Below are 19,255 nucleotides of genomic sequence, written 5' to 3' on the forward strand. Positions count from 1 at the left end.
TAAGTGTAAAGTGTAGGAGTGCGGATAGGCAACTAATCTACCTGACGGATAGGAATGAAAAAAGCTCCGGGAGTCCCGGAGCAGATTCATTCACTTTTTTGCCGTAAATACCGTTTATCATTCATGAATAAACTCCAGAAGTAGACAAAACCAGGGAACAGGATGATGAACCCGACGATGTAGGTGATGAATACAGCCTTAAAGGAGTTGGGATCGGTAAAACCCGATTGGATCGTGACCTCAGGATAGATGATATAAGGTAAATGTGCCTTACCGTACACATAACTCGCCAGGACATATTGAAAGGTAACCGCAATGACGGCCACCCTGGGCATCCCTTTCATCCCTTCTTTGTTCGTCGGCAGGAACAAAGCACCTCCCGCGACGAGGAACCCGAGAAGGGAAACCCATAGTAGCGGCAAATCTTCCATCATCCGGTCATAAATCCATGCTGCCTCATGTTTCATGGTAAACATGATGAGAAAGGCCATGATAACCGAAATGGGACCGATGATCAGAGCATCCCGGCGATAAACTTTGAAGGCTTCAAATTCCTTTGAAGCCTTGGAGTAGTCAGCGAGAAGCAGAGAGGACAGAAATAGCGTACTCGCGACGGCGAATCCGAAGAAAGCATATTCATGTGGACTAGTGAACAATTTTCCCAGGTGAAGGGTCTGGCCGTCGCTGAAGTCAATATAAGGTCCGTGGGAAATGGGCAATACGCTGATGAGCAGGCCCGGAATCAATAAGCCGGTGATCCCCGTTACGTAGGTCAGCGGCTTTCTGTAGTCATCTGCGACATGAGAGAATACAAGGAAGGCACTCCGCAGGGCCAGAAGCAAAAGAATCAAACTTCCGGGAACAAGTAGAACGGTTCCCAATGAATAGGCGGCTCCAGGGAACATACTGTACACGGCGACGACCAGGGCTACGATGAATGTATTGGTGACCTCCCAGGTCGGGGACAAATAGCGATTGGCAATGTTTGTCGCTTTCGTTTTATCATGATTGATGTAGATCATCGACCAGAACCCTGCGCCGAAATCCATCGTCGCCATGACGGCATAGATAAAGACGAATCCCCATAGGATCGTAATGGCAATCAATGATTGAGTCATATCTTCACCTCCAGCTGTTTAAGTTGATAAAGGAATATCCTTGTGACTCGCTTCTGCTTTATTAATATCCTTTTCAGGTGGATTCCGTTTGAAATAATAGAGAAGAACCAGAACGACGGACACGGCCAAAATCGCATAAACGGATACGAATAGTATGAAAAGGGTTCCTAAGTTCCCTGAAGTGGTCACCGAGTCTTCCGTACTGAGGATACGATAAATCGTCCAAGGCTGTCGGCCGGTACAGGCGAAGATCCAACCGAATTCGATGGCCATGATCGACAGCGGTCCACCTGCAACGAACGCCCACATCAGCCATTTCGGGAATCGGTCCTTTTTCAGTAACTTGTTCCATACATAGGCGACCAGTGACAGTAAGATAAGCAGTGAGCCGATCCCGACCATCGCGTTGAATAGGGTATGGACGAATAGAGGCGGCCAATATTCTTCAGGGAAGTCGTTCAATCCGATCACTTCCGTATCGAAACTGTTCCCGGCAAGGAAACTGAGTGCCCATGGAATTTCGATCCCCCACTTTACTTCTTGTGTGACAGGGTCGGTGAATCCTCCAACGGAAAGTGGAGCATGAGTCTGGGTTTCGAACAGACCTTCGGCGGCAGCTAATTTCTCAGGCTGATACTCATGGAGCTTCTGGGCAGATTCGTGACCATTGATTGCGGTCAAGAATGCGAAAACACCACCGACTAATAAGCAAATCATGAGCGACTTGCGGTGAAAGGCATAAATTCTCGATCCGAATGAAGATCGGAGCATTTTAAAAGCGGATACGGTTGCAATCGTAAACGACCCCACTACATAGGCCGATAACGCCACGTGTCCGGCTGTCACGAAGAAACTTGGATTAAAGAATGCCTTCCACGGATCTACATTGGTAATTTGTCCGTTTATGATTTCAAATCCGGCAGGCGTTCCTTCAAACGCATGTACATTGGTAATGAGTACAGCTGAAGCAAGACCGCCGATGGCGACAAGGACCAGGCTCACAATCCTCATCCATGGGGCGATGCGACTGGCTGCATACACATAAATGGACATAAACAATGCTTCAACAAAGAAAGCATAGATTTCAATTTGAAACGGCAGGGCCATGACGCGCCCGATGACCTCCATGAAGCCCGGCCAAAGGAGTGACAGTTGAACGCCAGCGATCGTCCCGGTTGGGATACCCACCCCTAACAGAACGGCAAACGCTTTGGTCCAGCGCTTCGCCATCACCGAATAATCAAGGTCATTGGTCCGTTGAAACATAATTTCGGCAACAAGGATCATTAACGGAATACCCACTCCAAGTGTGGCAAAAATGATATGAAACCCCATTGTGATCCCAAACATGGAACGAGCGATTACTAATTCATCCATTTTCAAATCTCCCTTACTAGTCTTTAACATTTCCTTATTGTCCACTTAATGGAAAATAATATTCACATTTTTTAGGAGGGAGGGCTTCGTATACCACATAAAAAAAGAGCAGCCACGGTGGCTGCTCTTATTGCAAGGCTTTTTTCAACGTTTCAATGTTTCTTTTCATCAATGAAAAATAATCCTCATCCTTTTTTCGATCATCTGCTGTAAGGACGGATAAATTATGAAGTGTCAGTGACTTGGCACCCAATTCATTTTGAACGACTTCTGTCAGGCGTGAAGAGACGTTCTGTTCAAAGAGAATGTATTGAACGTTGTCTTTTTTTCCTTTTTCAATGATGTTCTTCAGTTCCTGCTGGGACGGTTCATTGGCAGTATTTAAGCCGGCGATGGCTTCCTGGTGAAGTCCGTAGCGTTCTTCCCAATAGCTGTAGGCTGCGTGGGACACGTAAAATGTCTTCTTTGGTGCGTTGTCAGCCATCTTTTTGAACTCAGAGTCCAACTCGTCCAGGTCACTCGACAACGTTTTAAGATTCGCCTGGAACTCATCCTTATGCTCGGGCATTTCCTTCGAAAGGGTGTCGGCGATATTCTTGGCCATTTCCTTCGAATACACGGGATCCAGCCAGACGTGAGGGTTCACATCGTGGTTATGGCCGTCATGGTCGTGTTCATCAGCACCTTCTTCATGAGGCACTTCGATTCCTTTAGTTGCCGGTACCACAGTAACGTCTTCATTTTCTAATAATGATTTGGAGTTTTCAACGAATCCTTCAAGGCCCATCCCAACATAGAAGAAAACGTCCCCATCGGCCATCTTCATCATATCTTTCTGAGACGGTTCGAAGGTATGTTCATCGGCACCAGGAGGGTAGATGCTTTCAACGTCCACATAATCCCCGCCGATTTTTTTCGTGAAATCCTCCAGTGGATAGACCGTCGTGTAAATCTCTAACACATCTTTCTTTTTGCCGTCCTCACCGGAGTCGTCTCCGCAGGCAGACAATACGAAAATCAATAATAATAGCAAACCCATGCGAATATAGTTCAAGAGGAATCCTCCTTTTTAAGTCTTAACTGTAATGATTACGATTTAGCACAAAGGTTATTTTACTACCGATATGGGGAATTAGCAAGATAAATGGATTGTTTTTATAAAAAAAGACTGCCTCCCCATTTGGAGCCAGTCTGAATCATTTATCTTTTTGCCCTGGCCATTCTTCCGGCACGTGGTCGATCCCTCCAGGATGAAATGGATGGCATTTTACAATCCGCTTGATCGTCAGCCAGCCGCCCTTGAGTGCGCCAAACCGGCTCACGGCCTCGACACCGTAATGAGAGCAGGTAGGATAAAAACGGCAAGTAGGGGGTTTAAGAGGAGAGATGACGCGCTGGTATATCTTGAATATGACTAACAATATTCGTTTCATGATTCGTCTCCCCGTTGATTTTCTTTTACTATATCAGACTCTGGAGGGGGATTGAAAGGTTTTGGCCTGTCAGACCGGGTGGGAATGGTTTTTTTGCCTAATTCAGATTAAGTTGATGAAATAACTATGAATTTACGTTATACTATGAAGTAGAAACTAAATGGGAGTGATTTTAATGCCTTCAGTAGAAAGTTTTGAATTAGATCATAATGCAGTGAAAGCTCCATTCGTCAGACATTGTGGTGTCCATAAAGTAGGAAGCGACGGACTTGTGAATAAGTTTGATATCCGTTTCTGTCAGCCGAACAAACAAGCGATGAAACCTGATTCCATTCATACTCTTGAGCATTTATTAGCCTTCACGATCCGTAAATATGCTGAGCCATATGCTCATTTTGATATCATTGATATTTCTCCGATGGGTTGCCAAACGGGATATTATTTAGTCGTCAGCGGGGAGCCGAAAGTGGAAGAGATCATCGACCTGTTGAACGCGACGATGAAAGAAGCGGTAGAAATCGAGGAAATCCCTGCAGCCAATGAAAAGCAATGCGGGCAGGCGAAGCTTCATGATTTAGAAGGAGCCAAAAAACTGATGCGTTTCTGGTTGAGTCAGAGCACTGAAGAATTGAAGCAAGTATTCGCATAAAGAAAAACCACCGTTCATGATTGAACGGTGGTTTTTTACTATTTACTCTTTATGTTCCTTTTCCTCGTCCTGTTTCATCTGTTGGAGGTGAGGATTGTTTTCGAGTGGATCAACTGTATGTTTAACGGTTGTATAGGCTTTGGACGTTGTAAGGGCACTGACGAAAATCACCAGGATACAAATGACAACCGCAATGATCAGAACAAGAGTCATTGACATCATGCAACCCCCTTTTTTTCACTATTTTACCATAGAAAGATCAGCCATTCAGGAGAAAAAACAACATTTCTATGACGTTTCCTATGTTTTCCATTGGAACTTTGTTATTCTGAATATAGTATGCACCATTCTTGACAGACGAAGCGAGGGGGAAGATACCATGGAAATGTCTTCTATGATGGGGAAACAGGTGGCAGAGCTTCAGAGGACGCTCAGTATGAATCTGCTTAAGAGCCAAATGGCGACTCAAACGGCACAAGTCACGGTGATGATGAGGGATATGCAGGCCAGTCAACCTGCACAGCATCCAAGTAAAGGACATGCAGTTGACACAAAAGCATGAAAAAAGCGTTGCTCCGGGTAATCGGAGCAACGCTTTTTAATTGCACTTGTTTAATGTAAGCTCTTCTTCTCCAACCTCACCCGTTCTTCGCTGTTGGACCATTTTTCTTTCAATGTTTCAAATATGTATAAGCGGAAGAAGTATTGTAATTCTTCTGTTTCCATTTCCTGGATCATTTCCAATAGTTCATTCCTGGATGTATCTTCTAAGATTGTAAGGGCAATGAGGTCTAAGTCTTCGTCGGTACCTTTGATTCTTCCACGGTACATTTCGTAAATCTCTTCGATCAACTTCATGCACATCACCTCCCTTTTGTTCCATTTTATCATGAACGTTTATGAATTACTCTACATATTATGCTAGGACAACTCTTATTTGTCTTTACCCTTTTATCGGACTTTTTAACCATGGAAAGGCGTTCTGCCACAGCCGGAGCAACGTTGCTCCAAGAGATGAACAGGTTGTCTGCGATAAACCAGCCACTAGAAAAGGAGATGCTTTAATTGGAGAAAAGCATGCTGTTCGTTGGGTCGGGTCTTAGTGCCATTATACTTACTCTATTCGGAGAGTGGGACATGTTGATTACGTTTTTATTGATCGCCGTGACCCTCGATTACTTCACGGGGATGATTGCGAGCGGGATCGAAGGTATGCTGTCAAGCAAATTCGGGGTGAAAGGGATCGGCCGGAAAGTGCTGATCTTCGCGCTCGTTACCGTAGCTCACCTTATTGATACTATACTAACAAATCAACACTTTATTCGTAATGCCACGATTATTTTTTATTTATGTAATGAGATGATTTCGATCATTGAGAATGTCGGGAGAGCAGGAGTACCCGTTCCTGAATTTTTACGAAAAGCGGTAGAAGTGTTAAAGAAGAAATCGAAGTGAATAGAATTTCGTCAATTGAGGAAAATGAAGGGTAAGTACAGTGAAGGAGTGGGAAGATGAACGAAGAACGACATGATTATTATATTGAAGTGGCCACCGGTGAAATTTCAAGAAGCTCGACGGATTCCGAATGGAACTTTAAAATATCTGCGACCGATGAAGAAATCACCCAGCTCCGGGAAGTGTTCGATTCCAATCACTCGGTCGACTGGCAAGGTTTCTACCGCTCACACGTTCCTTATGTTCAATATCATTTTGACCGGGAAAATGATGCCTATGATGAAAACCTGCATCAAGTATATGAAATGCTCCACCGGCTGGGAGATGAAGATGTGAAGACCTTCATCGAAAGCATAGGCATCCTCGATTCCAAGCCTCATGAAAACCACGAGTAATGATAAAAGTGTTGGTTCAGAAGTAATATCTGTGGACCAATGCTTTTTATTTGTGGTTAGATGAAAGAAAGTGTGTACGGATGAGGTGACGTAAATGGAACAGTTTATAGATGAAAATGGAAAAAGAGTAGAATTATCTTTTCATAAGGGTGAGTTTCAACAGGAATCCTATCATGTCCTCGTGATCTGCTGCTATAAAGGCCAATGGTTATTGACCCGCCATAAAAAAAGGGGTCTCGAGTTTCCAGGGGGAAAGAGGGAACAGGGAGAGACCCTCGAGGAAGCTGCGACCCGTGAAACGTTTGAAGAGACGGGGGGAGTGATCAAAGAGCCTCTATTCATCGGGGAATATAAGGTGTTTGACCGCACTCCGTTTGTCAAAACGATCTTCTTTGCGGAAGCAGAAGAGATGATCCAAAAATATGATTACCTGGAAACAGAAGGTTCCGTCCTTTGGAACGGTGATTTTTCACAGATTCACGGAGACCCTTCCTTTAGTTTCATCATGAAGGATCAGGTGGTGGAATCGGCACTGAAAAAGGTGAGAGAAATGGATCTTATGACTTGATCCATTTCTTCTCGAGCTGCTCCACGAGCTTATACATAATGGTTGCGAATACGGCAATGACGAGAAGGGAAAGAAGGACAAGGGTAAAGTTAAAGACTTGGAATCCGTAAATGATCATGTAGCCAAGCCCTTTGGCGGACACAAGGAATTCCCCCACGATGACCCCTACCCAGGACAGCCCTACATTGACTTTTAAGGTCGAAATAATGGTAGGGAAGGAGGCGGGAAGGATGACTTCTTTAAACATCTGTCCCCGTCTTGCCCCGAATGTCTGCATCACCTTCAAGTAATTCGGATCTACTTCCCGAAAGGATGTATAGACGACGATGGTGGTGATGATGACAGAGATGACGGTCCCCATGGCGATGATGGAGGTGAAGCCCGGTCCAAGTCCCACAATCAAAATCGGCCCGAGGGCGACCTTAGGCATGGCGTTCAGGATGACAAGGTAGGGATCCAGTACTTTCGAGAGAAACGGTGACCACCAAAGTAAAGCGGCAAGCAGGGTGCCGAGCAGGGTGCCGAGGATGAAACCGATGACGGTTTCTCCAAGTGTCACAGACAGGTTGGCTAAAAGGCTCCCATCCACAAATTTCACGATGAACAGTTTCCATATTTTCGAAGGAGAACTGAAGATGAGGGGGTCCACCCAGCTGTTACGACTGGCAATCTCCCACAGTGAGAAGAAGACGGTGAAGATAAGGGCTTGATAAAACCACACCCATCGCTGCTGACGTTTCAATGATAGAATGTATTCCTGGTGTTTTTGTTTAATCGATTCTTGATTCAAGTTTTTCAAGCTCCTTCCAAATGGTCTGAAAAAATTCCGGATATGCTTCATGATTTCTGACCTCGAAGGGCATCAATCCTTTTAACGGTTGTGGTACCTCGAATATGATATGGACACGCCCCGGTTTCGAACTGAATAGAATGATGCGGTCACTCATGGAGATCGCTTCCCCGATATCATGTGTGACGAGGATGGCCGTTTTTCCGAAAGACTTCAAAGTGGAAAACACCAGATCTTCTAACTTCAATTTCGTTTGATAATCAAGTGCAGAGAAAGGTTCATCCAGGAGAAGCATTTGAGGCTCGGTGATGAGAGTCCGGATCAGCGCGACCCGTTGACGCATTCCCCCTGATAATTCCCGTGGGTAAGCCGTCTCTACACCCTCAAGCCCCATTTCCCTCAATAAAGCATATGCTTCCCTTCTTTTGTCCTCTGTCAGGTTCCCCATTATGGCCAAACCGAGAAAAATGTTCTCCTCAATTGTCTTCCACGGAAACAGATAGTCCTGCTGAAGCATATAACCCAATTTCTTCTTCATATTTCTGATGGGCTTATTGTGTAAAGATACGGTTCCTTCTGTGGGCTGAATGAGACCGGCAACGATGGAAAGGAGCGTCGTCTTTCCGCATCCCGATGGACCGATGAAGGAGACGAATTCCCCTTCTTCCACCTGTAATGAAATGTCTGTGAGGGCATGGGTGGCCGTTTTCGGTGAGAAGTAGGTGTGATGGACGGAATCGATCGATAGAAAGTTCACTGTTTTAAGCCTCCATTTTCAAATTTTTACAACGGAAGGGCTGACGTGTGTCAGCCCCCGGGTATTGCTACTTTGATGCTTTTTCAGCGATGGAAGTATTTACGAGCGTTTTGTGATCGATGGACTGAGGGAGTTCTCCTGCTTCATCCATGATGGCCTGAAGATTGTTCCACTCTTCTTCATCCAGGATCGGGTCTGTGGCGAAGGAACCTTGTGATTTATACCGGTCCACAACTGTTTCGATCAGGTCCACTTCCGTATCTTCAAAGTATGGCTCAATCACTTTGGCGATGTCGGCGGCTGAATGTTCTTCCACCCATTGCTGAGCTTTATAAAGGGCTTTCGTGAATTTCTCCACCGTTTCTTTGTGTTCTTTCATATAACTGTCTTTCGCCATGAAGGTTGTGTACGGCACATGCCCTGATTCGGTGCCAAAGGAAGCGACGATATGGCCTTTACCTTCTTGTTCAAAGATGGAGGCGGTCGGTTCGAATAATTGGACGTAGTCGCCGGTACCAGATGCAAAGGCATTGGCAACATTGGCGAAATCAATGTTCTGGATCAAGTTTAAATCGTTCTTCGGATCAATGCCGTGGTTCTTCAATACGAATTCCCCGACCATTTGAGGCATGCCGCCTTTACGCTGGCCAAGGAAGGTTGAACCCTTCAGCTGATCCCATTCGAAGTTCTCCACCTTTTCCCTGGAGACGAGAAACGTACCGTCGGTTTGGGTTAATTGAGCGAAGTTGATGACAGGGTCATCCGACCCTTGTGCATGGACATAGATGGACGTTTCAGAGCCGACCAGTGCGACATCCGCGCCGTTTGATAATAGGGTGGTCATCGTTTTATCCCCGCCCCATGTGGTGGTCAGCTCAATGTCGAGACCTTCCTCTTTGAAGAATCCTTTTTCGATCGCTACATATTCAGGTGCGTAAAAAATCGAGCGGGTCACTTCCGCAACACGCACCTTTTGGACAGCCTCCTCTTTTTCTCCACATGCAGTCAATCCGATGGTCAACATGAGAATGAGGAGTATACCTAATCCGCTTCGAATCCATTTTTTCAATTCAATCTTCCTCCTTTATTTTTTCCGGATAATTCAGTAGTTGGGATGAGTGCAATTGCGCCTTGTTTATTTAGTTGGCAGTAGGGTAGGATGGTCATAAAGCAACGTGAATTCAATTTGTTAAAATAGTCTATGTAGAGTATAAAAATTGTGTGAATACCCATAGCACGTTTTGAAAGGAAGAGAATATGAAGAACGGAATGATCGTGAAGAAAACGTTGTTTCCCTCTCCGAACCCACAGGTTGAATTATATGAAATCACCTATATATCCTCGGGACTGAAGGTGAAGGGCTTACTGGCTGAGCCTGTTTTAAAGGGTACATACGACGGTTTCCTCTACTTAAGAGGAGGGATCAAAGGTGTCGGCATGGTCAGGCCCGCCAGGATCGCTCAGTTCGCATCACACGGATTCATCGTGTTTGCGCCATATTACAGGGGGAACCTGGGGGGAGAAGGGAATGAGGATTTCGCCGGGGATGACCGTGAAGATGCTGTTGCAGGAGTGGAACTGTTGAAAGATCACTCCCGGGTGGCAAAGAATCGGATCCATGTATTCGGATTCTCGAGGGGCGGCGTCATGGCCCTGATGGCAGGGATCGAGTCGAGGGACGTGACGTCCATCGTCACATGGGGAGGAGTGTCTGATATGTTCTTGACGTATGATGAACGAAAGGACATGCGGAGAATGATGAAGAGGGTGATCGGGGGAAGTCCGAATAAAGTTCCCGAAAGATACGAGTGGAGGACTCCCCTATATTCACTTGAAAATCTTGAGGCACCGGTCTTGATCATTCATGGTGAAAAAGATCAGAACGTTTCAGTCGAGCATGCATATAGATTAGAAAAAAGATTGAAGGAGCTCGGGAAGCGGGTTTCGTCCCATTACTTCAAAGAGTTTACCCACTACTTTCCGCCCCGAAAGAATCAAGAAATCGTTTCCCTGCTAGTATCATGGATGAAAAATCAATAATCTAATAAGGAGTGAGGTCATATAAGATGGGCATGGGTCTGGAATTAAATACGATGATTGTGACAAAAGGAAAAGAAGTGAGAAAAGAGGAGAATCTGTTTCAGCTTCAAAAGGACGGATACCGCCTATATCCGATGCATCTTCCCATTGATGTGAAAAAAACGAAGCACAGTGATCCGAGTGGTTTCGGGAGGATTGAAAAGATGGAGTGGAAAGATGAGAAGACGACGATCGTCTACCGGCTCATTTCCCTCAATTCCACCAATTAAAAACGGAAGGCTGTAAACAAATGCTTACAGCCTTCCGTTTTATTTGATTTCCTCATATAATAGATAGCGATTATCCTTCATTTGGGCGATAAGATAGTTCTTGTGATCTTTTACGCTATATATTGGGGTACCTTCCGCCAGCGTGTTGGCGGTGAAATTATTGACGGGATGATACTTGGTTTCAATCTTTTCTTTAATGGATCCAACCTTTTCCTGAAGGGTGAGTTTTTTCTCGGCGGAAACCTTTACGTACTCTTTGTCGTTCACGACCATCATATCCCCATACCCGCATAATTCATACGATGCAGGTTTCTTCTCCCCGCAGGCACTTAATACAAATACACATAACACTAATACGGCCAGACGCTTCATATGTCTCCTCCTTTTTATTCCGCACATACTCAAAAGATATTCAAGCTTGTACGCCAACATGTTTATTTTTTTCTAATCAATTTAATCACGTTAGGAGACGTTTCCATGAGTGAACTGGAAGTTATTGTACTGAATGAAGAAGATGCTAGGATTGCAGAGGGCTGTGGAGCAGACCGCCTTGAATTAGTATCGGCCATTCATGTGGGAGGTTTGACACCTGATTATCACGTCATTGAAAAAGTAATACATGCGGTTTCCATCCCTGTTCAAGTAATGCTGCGTCCGCATAGCAAGTCGTTTACCTATAGTGACTCTGAACTTTGCCATATAATTGAACAGGTGAAAATTTTTCATCAAATCGGAGTCCGGGGAATCGTATTTGGAGCTTTAACAATGGATGGGGAACTCGATAAGTCTGCCTTGGAGCAGATTCTGGAGGCGTCACAAGGTCAATCCGTAACGTTCCATCGGGCGATAGACGTCTCGAACAGCCCATTATCCCTGTATAAAGAGTTATTTCAATCGAATGTTAGCATCGATCGCATACTGACCTCTGGTGGGAAATCCGGGGTGCGGGAAGGGATTGGGACGGTTAAAGAGATGCAAAGGTATGAGAAACAAGGGGGACCTCTCATTATGCCGGGATCTGGCCTTACAGCAGAAAACATGCTGAATATACACAAAGAATTGCATGCAAAAGCATATCACTTTGGGTCAGGGGTTCGAAAAGACAACTGCTTTGAGTCTGGGATCGATCCCCAAAAAGTGCACGCCATTAAAGAAATCATAGACTAAATTAAGCTTCCCTAAATCCTGTACTTTGTGTTAACTTAATATTATACATAGTTTACATACATGAGGGGGATATGAAAGTGAACGGAGAGAAATTAAGGGTGATCATTCACTGTGCCATCTTTGCTGCGATTACGGGGATTTTCGCTCAAATCGAAATTCCACTGCCGCTCGTTCCAATCAGTGGACAAACATTAGCCGTCGGTATTACAGCGACGATTCTCGGGAGCAGATATGGGGCATTTGCCATGGTATGCTATGCAGCCCTGGGAGCCGTCGGTGTTCCAGTGTTTGCAGGTTTCAGTGGAGGAGCACAAGTGCTCGTAGGACCTACTGGGGGCTACATATTCGGTTTTATCGTAGCAGCATTTTTTACAGGCTTCATTCTTGAAAAGACGAAGTTTACCATTCCCATGGCGATGATTGCCAATACAACCGGAATGATCATTACGTTGATCCTGGGTACCATTCAACTGAAATTCGTGGCCGATCTTAGCTGGAGTCAGGCGATGGCAGCAGGAGTCTATCCATTTATTGTAGTCGGGCTTGTTAAAGCGTTCCTTGCAAGCTGGATTGGGATCACAGTGAGACAACGCCTGGTTCAGGCGAGGTTGATCGGGAATCGGAAAGTAGCGGCATAGTTACCGGGTTATAGGCCCTTCTTCAATGAGCATGCGGACGTGCTTCATACGGAATTCTGTTTCACGGATCCGAGCTCATTTCTTTTGATGTAAAGGTGAAAAAAATATTCTCCCACTGCCATCATTAAAGCCGATATAAAGGCGGAAGACGCTGCTATCCCGGCATTCAGCCCTTCAAACCAGATCACAACTGAAAAGACCAGTACAAATGTCAGGGCTAAGTCAACCGCAGTGGTAAGTAGGTTATTTGTTTTATGTAAGAAAGCCATGTCTCCGATACCATAAGAAATCGCTCCATATAATACAGCGGTGAGGGCAATGCTCTCTGCAGAGAGACGAAAACCCAAGCCCATTACAATGGATAACAATGCCAGGGTCATGATGCCTTTTAAGGCAAATGCTTTTACATGGTTCATGAGAATCTCCTCCTTGGAGGGTAAGGTATACATGCATCTTTTTGTGTGTATTTCCCGTCAGACTGAAAAATAAACAATCATGAAGCGAAACTGATCCGCTTCCTTGCAATCTGGTGAAAGGGAAAATCATCGATCAAATGAAGGATTCTTAGGGAAATAGATTGAAGCGAGGCTGGGACATAACTAAGTCCATTCCCTTTAAAAACTCTTTAATGACGAACAATTAAAAATTAGTGGGTCACTCGCTATACCGCTTTTGATTTCCGTGCAAGACTTCGCTTTCCTCGGGCGGAAGGCGAGCACCTGGAGCGGAAATCAACCACTACTTACTACATCCAAAAGTAACAATTACGTATACAGTCAAATAATCAATCCGAACAATTTCGATTTTCAAAAAAGAATTTCGAATGATTGTTCGGATTTTCTTTTGACTAAACACTTATGTTAGTATGTTTTATTTGTGTCTGAAAAAGCACCAATTAAATTTCTTGCCATTTAATCCCTCAAGTTGTGATTTAGACCACTTCAAACATAATGGTCATTGAGTATGATGACAATAAGTTCAGTAATTGAAGGGGGAGAGGGAATTGGAGAAAAAGATGGATGGGAAATCGAAAGAGGTTCAATGGGGTACATGGTTCTCGGTTGGAATCGTCGGGCTTGTCATTTTTTTAACATATCTCTTACTTTTTGGTTTTTATTTTTCAAGAGTATAGGAGGTTTACACGATGAAGCTGAGTAGAGCAGAAGAAATTTGGCTGATTGCAAGTTTTGGAATGATTCTCATATTTATGCTCATTACCGGATATCAAACATTTGCTCTCGGAATGGGACCGCCGAGCCACCAGGAAACAATCGATCCACAGCAGGTGGATGAAACAGCTCCGTTTGATAAACCCGGCGTAAAGAAACTCGCTGACAATGAATACGAAGTAGTGATGACTCTTCAACTGTTTAATTTTACTCCAAGTGAAATTGAGGTTCCTGCAGGGGCTACTGTTCATTTTATCTTAACTTCGAAGGATGTCACACATGGATTTCAGGTAGCAGATACAAATATTAACGCGATGGTGATGCCGGGATATATTCAGAAAATCACTCAAACGTTTGATGAACCCCGAAGTTATCTTGTACTGTGCAATGAATATTGTGGAGCGGGTCATCAGGCAATGAGCACGACCATTAAGGTGACAAAATAAGGAGGGAAGGGCGATGGAACTGGTTAGAAAAGAGGAAATGAACGTAAATAAACATGTGAGCCTGGGGGTATCTCCACAAGATGCAAAACTCTCCAAAACGTACTTATTGGTTGCATTTATTTCTCTCCTCCTGGGAGGAGTGCTCGGGCTGTTACAAGGACTCAACCGTGCCGGCCTGCTTCAATTACCGCCATGGTTAAATTACTATCAAGTGCTGACTGCACACGGTATTTTGCTTGTCTTAGTACTGACTGCGTTCTTTACAATCGGGTATTTCTACGCAGCTTTGTCCCATACCTTAGGGGGATTGCTTCCTAAGGTCCGGAAAATGGCATGGACCGGGTTTTACATGAAGGTGGCGGGGATTGTAATGGCGGTCATTCCGATTTTGAAAAATGACGCATCGGTCATGTATACTTTTTATCCTCCGATGGCGGCATCTCCCCTGTTCTATATTGGGCTGGTCTTTATCGTATTGGGTGTATGGATGTGCGCGTTCGGTTCATTCCTTTCAGTCGCTCACTGGAGGAAGAAGCACAAGGGTGAACATATTCCGATTCTTGCTTTCTTTGCCACAGGAGTGTTTGTCCTGCTGTTCTTTGGGAGTATTCCTGTGGCCCTGGAAGTGTTCATCATTATTCCCTGGACCTTCGGCTGGATTGATACGATCAATGTCATGCTGAGCCGGACGCTGTTCTGGGCTTTCGGGCACACATTGGTGAATATTTGGTATCTGACGGCCGTTTCGGCATGGTACGTCATCGTTCCTAAAATCATTGGCGGAAAACGATTCAGTGACACATTGACAAGAGTTGTCATTATCTTATTGGTCATAATGAACATTCCTGGAGGGTTCCATCATCAGATCGTAGACCCTGGTATCTCAGAAGAAATTAAGTATATGCATGTGTTTATGAGTCTGGCCATTTCTTTCCCTTCATTAATGACGGCTTATGCCATGTTTGCTGTCTTTGAACGGACCGGGCGGAACAAAGGAGGAAGAGGACTGTTTGGCTGGTTGAAAAAATTACCGTGGAAAGATGTAAGATTCCTTGCTCCGATGATCGCGATGATTTCGTTTATCATCGGGGGAGCGGGTGGAATTGCGCAAACAACGAATCAGCTGAATCAAGTCGTTCATAACACGATGTGGGTCGTAGGGCATTTTCATATAACAGTGGGAACTTCCGTCATCCTTACTTTCTTCGGTATCAGTTACTGGCTGGTCCCTTATGTTTCAAAACGGACCCTGACACAAGAAATGAACAGACTCGGAATTATTCAAACCATCACTTGGACAGTCGGGATGATTTTCATGGCTATTTCGATGCATTGGATCGGCTTACTTGGTTCGCCGCGCAGAACATCCTATACAACATATGGCGATCATGCAACGGCATTAAGCTGGGATCCATACTTGTTTCTCATTGCAATTGGCGGCACCTTACTGTTCATCGGTGTTCTGCTGCAGGTGTATATCGTTTTGAACCTCATGTTCTGGGCACCAAAAGGAGACACGGAATTTCCTATAGCAGACAGCGATCCCAAGGACGGAAAAACCCCTTATTGGACTGAAAAATGGGGCCGCTGGATTGTCATCATGCTACTGTTGGTCGCCATGGGGTACGTCATTCCAATCGTGGACTTCATCATGAATGCACCACCTGGTTCCCCGCCATTCAAAACATGGTGATAATCAGAAAGATAGAGCTGTCTGGCGGCGATGCTGCAGGGGCGGCTCTATTTCACTTGAACTACAGGAATGAAATGAGGAGGTCGTACGATGAATAAAGTGGATCGAAATCTTCTCTCAACCATTATTGTGCTCCTATTCGGATTAGGTTTATTTTTCACTGGAACTGACGGCTTTAAAGCTTTCACTGCAGAAGAAGCCAGATTACTAAACCTGCAGGATGAAAAACCTGAAGTACCTGATCTCGTGCTGGAAGACAGCAAGGGATCCTCTTATACATGGGATGAGTTTCAAGGGAAATATGTCTTTATCACTTTCTTTTATACTGCCTGCACAACCGTTTGTCCGCAGCTGGAAACGAATATGGCAAAGGTTTATCAGCAAGTGCCGGGGGATTCTCTCGGGGAAGATATCGTGTTCCTGAGTATCAGCTTTGCTCCTGATCAGGATACACCGGCAGCTTTAACGAAATATAAAACCTATTTCGGGAGTGATGGAGAAACATGGAGAATGGCCAGAATCACTGATGAAGGAGAGTTGAATGCACTTCTTGATGCCTTCGGCGTAATTGTTATACCTGATAACAATGGAAATTTCACTCATAACTCTGCTTTCTATCTGGTAGACCGGGAGGGGAGGCTACAGGAAGTGCTGGATCATAGCGACATAAATGGAGCGGCTGATGTTGTGGATTCTTATCTCAAAATGGAAGCCGATTAAAGGGAGGGAACGTGATGAAATCTTTTTTCTACGGGAGCCTATTGTTCATCTTTCTTATTCTGCCTCCAGTAGCCGAGCTGCTTGAATCGGTTATGATTATCCACATGCATATGCAAATGCCGCTCTTGATCATTGCAGGCATGCTGATGGCACCATTATTTCAAAAAAAATCTTTCTTGAGGAGATGGAATGAAAATGGCCAGCCGGGAATTCTTCTTTTTATGTTGATCTTTTCATATTGGCTACTGCCGAGAACAATGGATGAGGCGCTTTCTTCAATGTGGATGGAAGGATTTAAGTTTATCAGTTTACCATTTTTGGCCGGTGTTCCTCTCAGGGACAGCTGGACGAAAGTAACCAATGGAACGAAGAGGGTTGTCCTAATCGTTATGACCCTTTTATCCGCCCTCATGGGATGGATCTATATATTTTCTCCCAATCAGCTATGTAACAACTATCTGATTGTGGAACAGGTTACACTCGGCTGGGGGTTCTGGACGATGGGGCTTTGTATCAGTATTTATATCGTGTATGACATGTTCAGTGAAAAATGGGAAGACTCTTATTAGAGCCTGTGATTATCGTCACAAATGGCAAGAAAGAGTGTGTGTATAATTAACGGTAATCGATCACAGCAACTAATAGAATAAGAGTTGGGCAATGGTGAAGCAATCTTGACATTACAATGTTATAGTGAAACACTTATGCTTCGAAAGTTGATTGGAGCGGAAGGTGCTCGACTCCTGCGGGAAACGCTGGACAGGTGAGACCCCGGAGGCGCAGCCGAGGAGGCTCACCGCCAGCCCCGCGGAAAGCGAGCACCTGGAGCGGAAATCAACCACTACTTACTACATCCCAATGAAAAATCCGAACGATTTCGATTTTCAAAAAAGAATTTCGAATGATCGTTCGGATTTTCTTTCAACTAAATACTTTTGTCCCAACCTCACTATTTATTCCAGATTACATCGTCTGTACAGCACGAGGGAAAAGAATATTATTTTCCAAGTGGATATGCTCGAATAAATCGGATTCCAGTTCTTCCAGACGCTGATATACAAGGCGGTAGGTCACGCATGCACCTGGAGGAGGAGTGAAATCATAAGTGACCTTTCGTATTTCTTTTATAATATCTCCTGCATGTTGATGCTCGTCTTCCAAAGCAGAAAGAATGGTCGATAATTTCTCCTTGTTTTCAGGCTTTGGATCCTCTTCGAATGCAATAAGGGCCGGGAAGTCTTCCGTTTCTTCTTTGATTGTATGCTGCTCAAGTTCAACCTTCAACTGGTTAAACAGTTTATGAATCTGTGCTAAATGGGGGTGCTGTGCTCCGTGAACGCGAAGTACCTTGGTCACATATGGAGTCAGTTTAGGCAGTTCTTCATTTAAGTAACGGTGATGTTTGCCGACGATATATTGAATCAACTCCGTGAGTGAAGCCTGTTCCCAGTTGATGGTGGATTCGTTCAATCTCTTGGCTTCCTCGTACAGTGCATTTAACTCGGTGAGGACTTCTTCTGACGAAAGGTTCCTTTCTTCGATCGCTTCAATTAAAGGGCGATTTCCTCCACAGCAAAAGTCGATTCGATTCGCCTTGAAAAAGTCGCTTGCTTTCGGAAATTCTGTGACGATATTCCCTATTATGGATGACTCTGTGAATATTTGTGTCATTTTAATCCCTCCATATTTGTCGTTTTACTTGTTTAACTGTCTTTATCATATCAACAACTGAACGAGACTTTCGTGATACATATCACAGATTAGAATGAAATTCATCACGGGTTAACTGAATTTTTGACAGTCATTCTCTTCAGAAAAGAGCACTCGTCCTGTCCGTGATCAATGAATGATTTCCTCTTTCAGTTTGTCGGGGTCGATCACATAGAACCCTTCTGCATCAAGCTCAATGAGATCTTTTTTCCTTAGCTGGTTAAGAGTTCTACTGACTGTTTCACGCGAGGTGCCGATCATGTTGGCGAGTTCTCTGTTCGTAAAATGGGTAGTGATTTTATACAGGTTTTCAAGCTTCACACCATTGGACTTTGATAGACGCAGGAGAAGCATAATGACCTGTTCATACGTATTGTGGAGAATTTTCTCTTCCAGGCGGCTTTGAAGATCGACAATTTTACCCCCTAGAACCCGGAATAACTTAATGCAAAGCTCAGGGTGTTGAATCAGGATTTTCTCGAAATCTTTAATGGGGGTGACGATGAGCTGCGCTTTTTTTATGACCTCGGCGTTTGCAGGAAATGTCCCTTGCCTGAAAAAACCGGCGTGAGGGAACATTTCACCGTCCTCAAGTACCGATACAATCTGTTCTTTTCCAGTGGCATCGGTTTTATAAATTTTCACGATGCCGGAGTGGATGAAGAAGACACGGTCGAGAGGTTCTTCCTGCATGAAAATAATCGAACGGGCATTGTATATTCTTGAAGATGAGATTGATATGATTGGCTGCAGTTCATCGTCGGATAACTCCTTGAATAGTGGAACGGTTTGCAGATGCTTTTTAATATCTTCTTTATTTAACATGAAGGGCTCCTTTCTGCGTTTGGACTATCAACATTA

27 protein-coding genes are annotated in these 19,255 nt (G+C 44.5%); 14 read left to right on the forward strand and 13 right to left on the reverse strand.

Features of this window, described 5'->3' with window-relative positions:
- Window positions 1-86: 86 nt before the first annotated feature.
- From ACSQ2E_RS04945 to yidD, 4 genes are all read right to left on the reverse strand, one after another.
- Entirely contained in the window at window positions 87-1,118 is a 1,032-nt protein-coding gene (locus ACSQ2E_RS04945; RefSeq protein ID WP_435989528.1) for a cytochrome d ubiquinol oxidase subunit II, read from the reverse strand.
- Between the two features lie 18 nt (window positions 1,119-1,136).
- A complete protein-coding gene (locus tag ACSQ2E_RS04950; RefSeq protein ID WP_079534053.1) occupies window positions 1,137-2,495 on the reverse strand; it encodes a cytochrome ubiquinol oxidase subunit I in 1,359 nt (452 codons plus the stop codon).
- Window positions 2,496-2,622: 127 nt separating this feature from the next.
- Window positions 2,623-3,549, reverse strand: a complete 927-nt coding sequence (locus ACSQ2E_RS04955) for a metal ABC transporter substrate-binding protein (RefSeq protein WP_435989529.1) — start codon at window positions 3,547-3,549, stop codon at window positions 2,623-2,625.
- A gap of 142 nt (window positions 3,550-3,691) precedes the next feature.
- The gene (gene yidD / locus ACSQ2E_RS04960) at window positions 3,692-3,928 is read right to left on the reverse strand and encodes a membrane protein insertion efficiency factor YidD (RefSeq protein WP_435989530.1); all 237 of its coding nucleotides are present in this window, start codon (window positions 3,926-3,928) and stop codon (window positions 3,692-3,694) included.
- A gap of 175 nt (window positions 3,929-4,103) precedes the next feature.
- Between yidD and ACSQ2E_RS04965 the strand changes: the two genes are divergently transcribed.
- Window positions 4,104-4,577 carry an S-ribosylhomocysteine lyase gene (locus tag ACSQ2E_RS04965; RefSeq protein WP_435989531.1) on the forward strand — a complete coding sequence of 158 codons (474 nt, stop codon included), beginning with the start codon at window positions 4,104-4,106 and terminating at the stop codon, window positions 4,575-4,577.
- A gap of 42 nt (window positions 4,578-4,619) precedes the next feature.
- Here the strand turns inward: ACSQ2E_RS04965 and ytzI are convergent, their stop codons facing one another.
- Window positions 4,620-4,799, reverse strand: coding sequence for a YtzI protein (ytzI, locus tag ACSQ2E_RS04970; RefSeq protein ID WP_435989532.1), 180 nt, complete (start codon window positions 4,797-4,799; stop codon window positions 4,620-4,622).
- Window positions 4,800-4,956: 157 nt separating this feature from the next.
- Between ytzI and ACSQ2E_RS04975 the strand changes: the two genes are divergently transcribed.
- Window positions 4,957-5,139, forward strand: a complete 183-nt coding sequence (locus ACSQ2E_RS04975) for a hypothetical protein (protein WP_435989533.1) — start codon at window positions 4,957-4,959, stop codon at window positions 5,137-5,139.
- A 50-nt stretch (window positions 5,140-5,189) separates the two neighbouring features.
- Here ACSQ2E_RS04975 and ACSQ2E_RS04980 read toward each other — a convergent pair whose 3' ends face one another.
- Complete coding sequence (locus ACSQ2E_RS04980; protein ID WP_060672906.1) at window positions 5,190-5,435, reverse strand: DUF6154 family protein; 246 nt, start codon at window positions 5,433-5,435, stop codon at window positions 5,190-5,192.
- A 207-nt stretch (window positions 5,436-5,642) separates the two neighbouring features.
- Between ACSQ2E_RS04980 and ACSQ2E_RS04985 the strand changes: the two genes are divergently transcribed.
- The 3 genes from ACSQ2E_RS04985 to ytkD all read left to right on the forward strand — a co-directional run bounded on the left by ACSQ2E_RS04985 (window position 5,643) and on the right by ytkD (window position 6,995).
- The gene (locus tag ACSQ2E_RS04985) at window positions 5,643-6,032 is read left to right on the forward strand and encodes a phage holin family protein (protein WP_435989534.1); all 390 of its coding nucleotides are present in this window, start codon (window positions 5,643-5,645) and stop codon (window positions 6,030-6,032) included.
- A 56-nt stretch (window positions 6,033-6,088) separates the two neighbouring features.
- Window positions 6,089-6,427, forward strand: a complete 339-nt coding sequence (locus tag ACSQ2E_RS04990) for a hydrolase (RefSeq protein ID WP_435989535.1) — start codon at window positions 6,089-6,091, stop codon at window positions 6,425-6,427.
- Between the two features lie 94 nt (window positions 6,428-6,521).
- Entirely contained in the window at window positions 6,522-6,995 is a 474-nt protein-coding gene (gene ytkD / locus ACSQ2E_RS04995) for an RNA deprotection pyrophosphohydrolase (protein WP_435989536.1), read from the forward strand.
- Here ytkD and ACSQ2E_RS05000 read toward each other — a convergent pair.
- From ACSQ2E_RS05000 to ACSQ2E_RS05010, 3 genes are all read right to left on the reverse strand, one after another.
- Entirely contained in the window at window positions 6,985-7,794 is an 810-nt protein-coding gene (locus tag ACSQ2E_RS05000; protein ID WP_435989537.1) for an ABC transporter permease, read from the reverse strand. The genes ytkD and ACSQ2E_RS05000 overlap by 11 nt on opposite strands.
- Entirely contained in the window at window positions 7,766-8,542 is a 777-nt protein-coding gene (locus ACSQ2E_RS05005) for an ABC transporter ATP-binding protein (protein ID WP_435989538.1), read from the reverse strand. The genes ACSQ2E_RS05000 and ACSQ2E_RS05005 overlap by 29 nt, the downstream gene beginning before the upstream one ends.
- Before the next feature lie 67 nt (window positions 8,543-8,609).
- Window positions 8,610-9,566, reverse strand: a complete 957-nt coding sequence (locus tag ACSQ2E_RS05010; RefSeq protein WP_435994393.1) for an ABC transporter substrate-binding protein — start codon at window positions 9,564-9,566, stop codon at window positions 8,610-8,612.
- A gap of 245 nt (window positions 9,567-9,811) precedes the next feature.
- Here ACSQ2E_RS05010 and ACSQ2E_RS05015 point away from each other — a divergent pair, with 245 nt between their 5' ends.
- Together ACSQ2E_RS05015 and ACSQ2E_RS05020 are read left to right on the forward strand one after the other, a co-directional pair.
- Entirely contained in the window at window positions 9,812-10,582 is a 771-nt protein-coding gene (locus tag ACSQ2E_RS05015) for an alpha/beta hydrolase family protein (RefSeq protein ID WP_435994395.1), read from the forward strand.
- Between the two features lie 26 nt (window positions 10,583-10,608).
- Complete coding sequence (locus tag ACSQ2E_RS05020; RefSeq protein WP_079534072.1) at window positions 10,609-10,851, forward strand: DUF2584 domain-containing protein; 243 nt, start codon at window positions 10,609-10,611, stop codon at window positions 10,849-10,851.
- A 39-nt stretch (window positions 10,852-10,890) separates the two neighbouring features.
- Here ACSQ2E_RS05020 and ACSQ2E_RS05025 read toward each other — a convergent pair whose 3' ends face one another.
- Window positions 10,891-11,223: a hypothetical protein gene (locus ACSQ2E_RS05025; protein ID WP_435989539.1), complete on the reverse strand. Its 333-nt coding sequence runs from the start codon at window positions 11,221-11,223 to the stop codon at window positions 10,891-10,893.
- A 105-nt stretch (window positions 11,224-11,328) separates the two neighbouring features.
- On the opposite strand from ACSQ2E_RS05025, the gene ACSQ2E_RS05030 reads away from it, so the two are divergent.
- Together ACSQ2E_RS05030 and ACSQ2E_RS05035 are read left to right on the forward strand one after the other, a co-directional pair.
- The gene (locus ACSQ2E_RS05030) at window positions 11,329-12,018 is read left to right on the forward strand and encodes a copper homeostasis protein CutC (RefSeq protein ID WP_435989540.1); all 690 of its coding nucleotides are present in this window, start codon (window positions 11,329-11,331) and stop codon (window positions 12,016-12,018) included.
- Window positions 12,019-12,089: 71 nt separating this feature from the next.
- Window positions 12,090-12,656 carry a biotin transporter BioY gene (locus ACSQ2E_RS05035; protein WP_435989541.1) on the forward strand — a complete coding sequence of 189 codons (567 nt, stop codon included), beginning with the start codon at window positions 12,090-12,092 and terminating at the stop codon, window positions 12,654-12,656.
- A 44-nt stretch (window positions 12,657-12,700) separates the two neighbouring features.
- Here ACSQ2E_RS05035 and ACSQ2E_RS05040 read toward each other — a convergent pair whose 3' ends face one another.
- A complete protein-coding gene (locus ACSQ2E_RS05040) occupies window positions 12,701-13,072 on the reverse strand; it encodes a DUF2512 family protein (RefSeq protein WP_435989542.1) in 372 nt (123 codons plus the stop codon).
- Between the two features lie 587 nt (window positions 13,073-13,659).
- On the opposite strand from ACSQ2E_RS05040, the gene ACSQ2E_RS05045 reads away from it, so the two are divergent.
- The 5 genes from ACSQ2E_RS05045 (at window position 13,660) to ACSQ2E_RS05065 (ending at window position 17,253) form a co-directional block, all read left to right on the forward strand.
- A complete protein-coding gene (locus ACSQ2E_RS05045; protein WP_268876385.1) occupies window positions 13,660-13,788 on the forward strand; it encodes a hypothetical protein in 129 nt (42 codons plus the stop codon).
- Window positions 13,789-13,800: 12 nt separating this feature from the next.
- Entirely contained in the window at window positions 13,801-14,271 is a 471-nt protein-coding gene (locus tag ACSQ2E_RS05050) for a cytochrome c oxidase subunit II (protein WP_435989543.1), read from the forward strand.
- A 13-nt stretch (window positions 14,272-14,284) separates the two neighbouring features.
- The gene (locus tag ACSQ2E_RS05055; RefSeq protein WP_435989544.1) at window positions 14,285-15,964 is read left to right on the forward strand and encodes a cbb3-type cytochrome c oxidase subunit I; all 1,680 of its coding nucleotides are present in this window, start codon (window positions 14,285-14,287) and stop codon (window positions 15,962-15,964) included.
- 90 nt (window positions 15,965-16,054) lie between these two features.
- Window positions 16,055-16,684, forward strand: a complete 630-nt coding sequence (locus ACSQ2E_RS05060) for an SCO family protein (RefSeq protein ID WP_435989545.1) — start codon at window positions 16,055-16,057, stop codon at window positions 16,682-16,684.
- Window positions 16,685-16,698: 14 nt separating this feature from the next.
- Complete coding sequence (locus ACSQ2E_RS05065; protein WP_435989546.1) at window positions 16,699-17,253, forward strand: hypothetical protein; 555 nt, start codon at window positions 16,699-16,701, stop codon at window positions 17,251-17,253.
- 394 nt (window positions 17,254-17,647) lie between these two features.
- Here the strand turns inward: ACSQ2E_RS05065 and ric are convergent, their stop codons facing one another.
- Together ric and ACSQ2E_RS05075 are read right to left on the reverse strand one after the other, a co-directional pair.
- The gene (gene ric / locus ACSQ2E_RS05070; protein ID WP_435989547.1) at window positions 17,648-18,355 is read right to left on the reverse strand and encodes an iron-sulfur cluster repair di-iron protein; all 708 of its coding nucleotides are present in this window, start codon (window positions 18,353-18,355) and stop codon (window positions 17,648-17,650) included.
- A 168-nt stretch (window positions 18,356-18,523) separates the two neighbouring features.
- Window positions 18,524-19,219 (reverse strand): Crp/Fnr family transcriptional regulator, encoded by a 696-nt coding sequence (locus ACSQ2E_RS05075; RefSeq protein ID WP_435989548.1) that lies wholly within the window; start codon window positions 19,217-19,219, stop codon window positions 18,524-18,526.
- Between the last annotated feature and the right edge of the window lie 36 nt (window positions 19,220-19,255).

Source organism: Rossellomorea sp. LjRoot5, from assembly GCF_964253455.1.
GTDB lineage: Bacteria > Bacillota > Bacilli > Bacillales > Bacillaceae_B > Rossellomorea.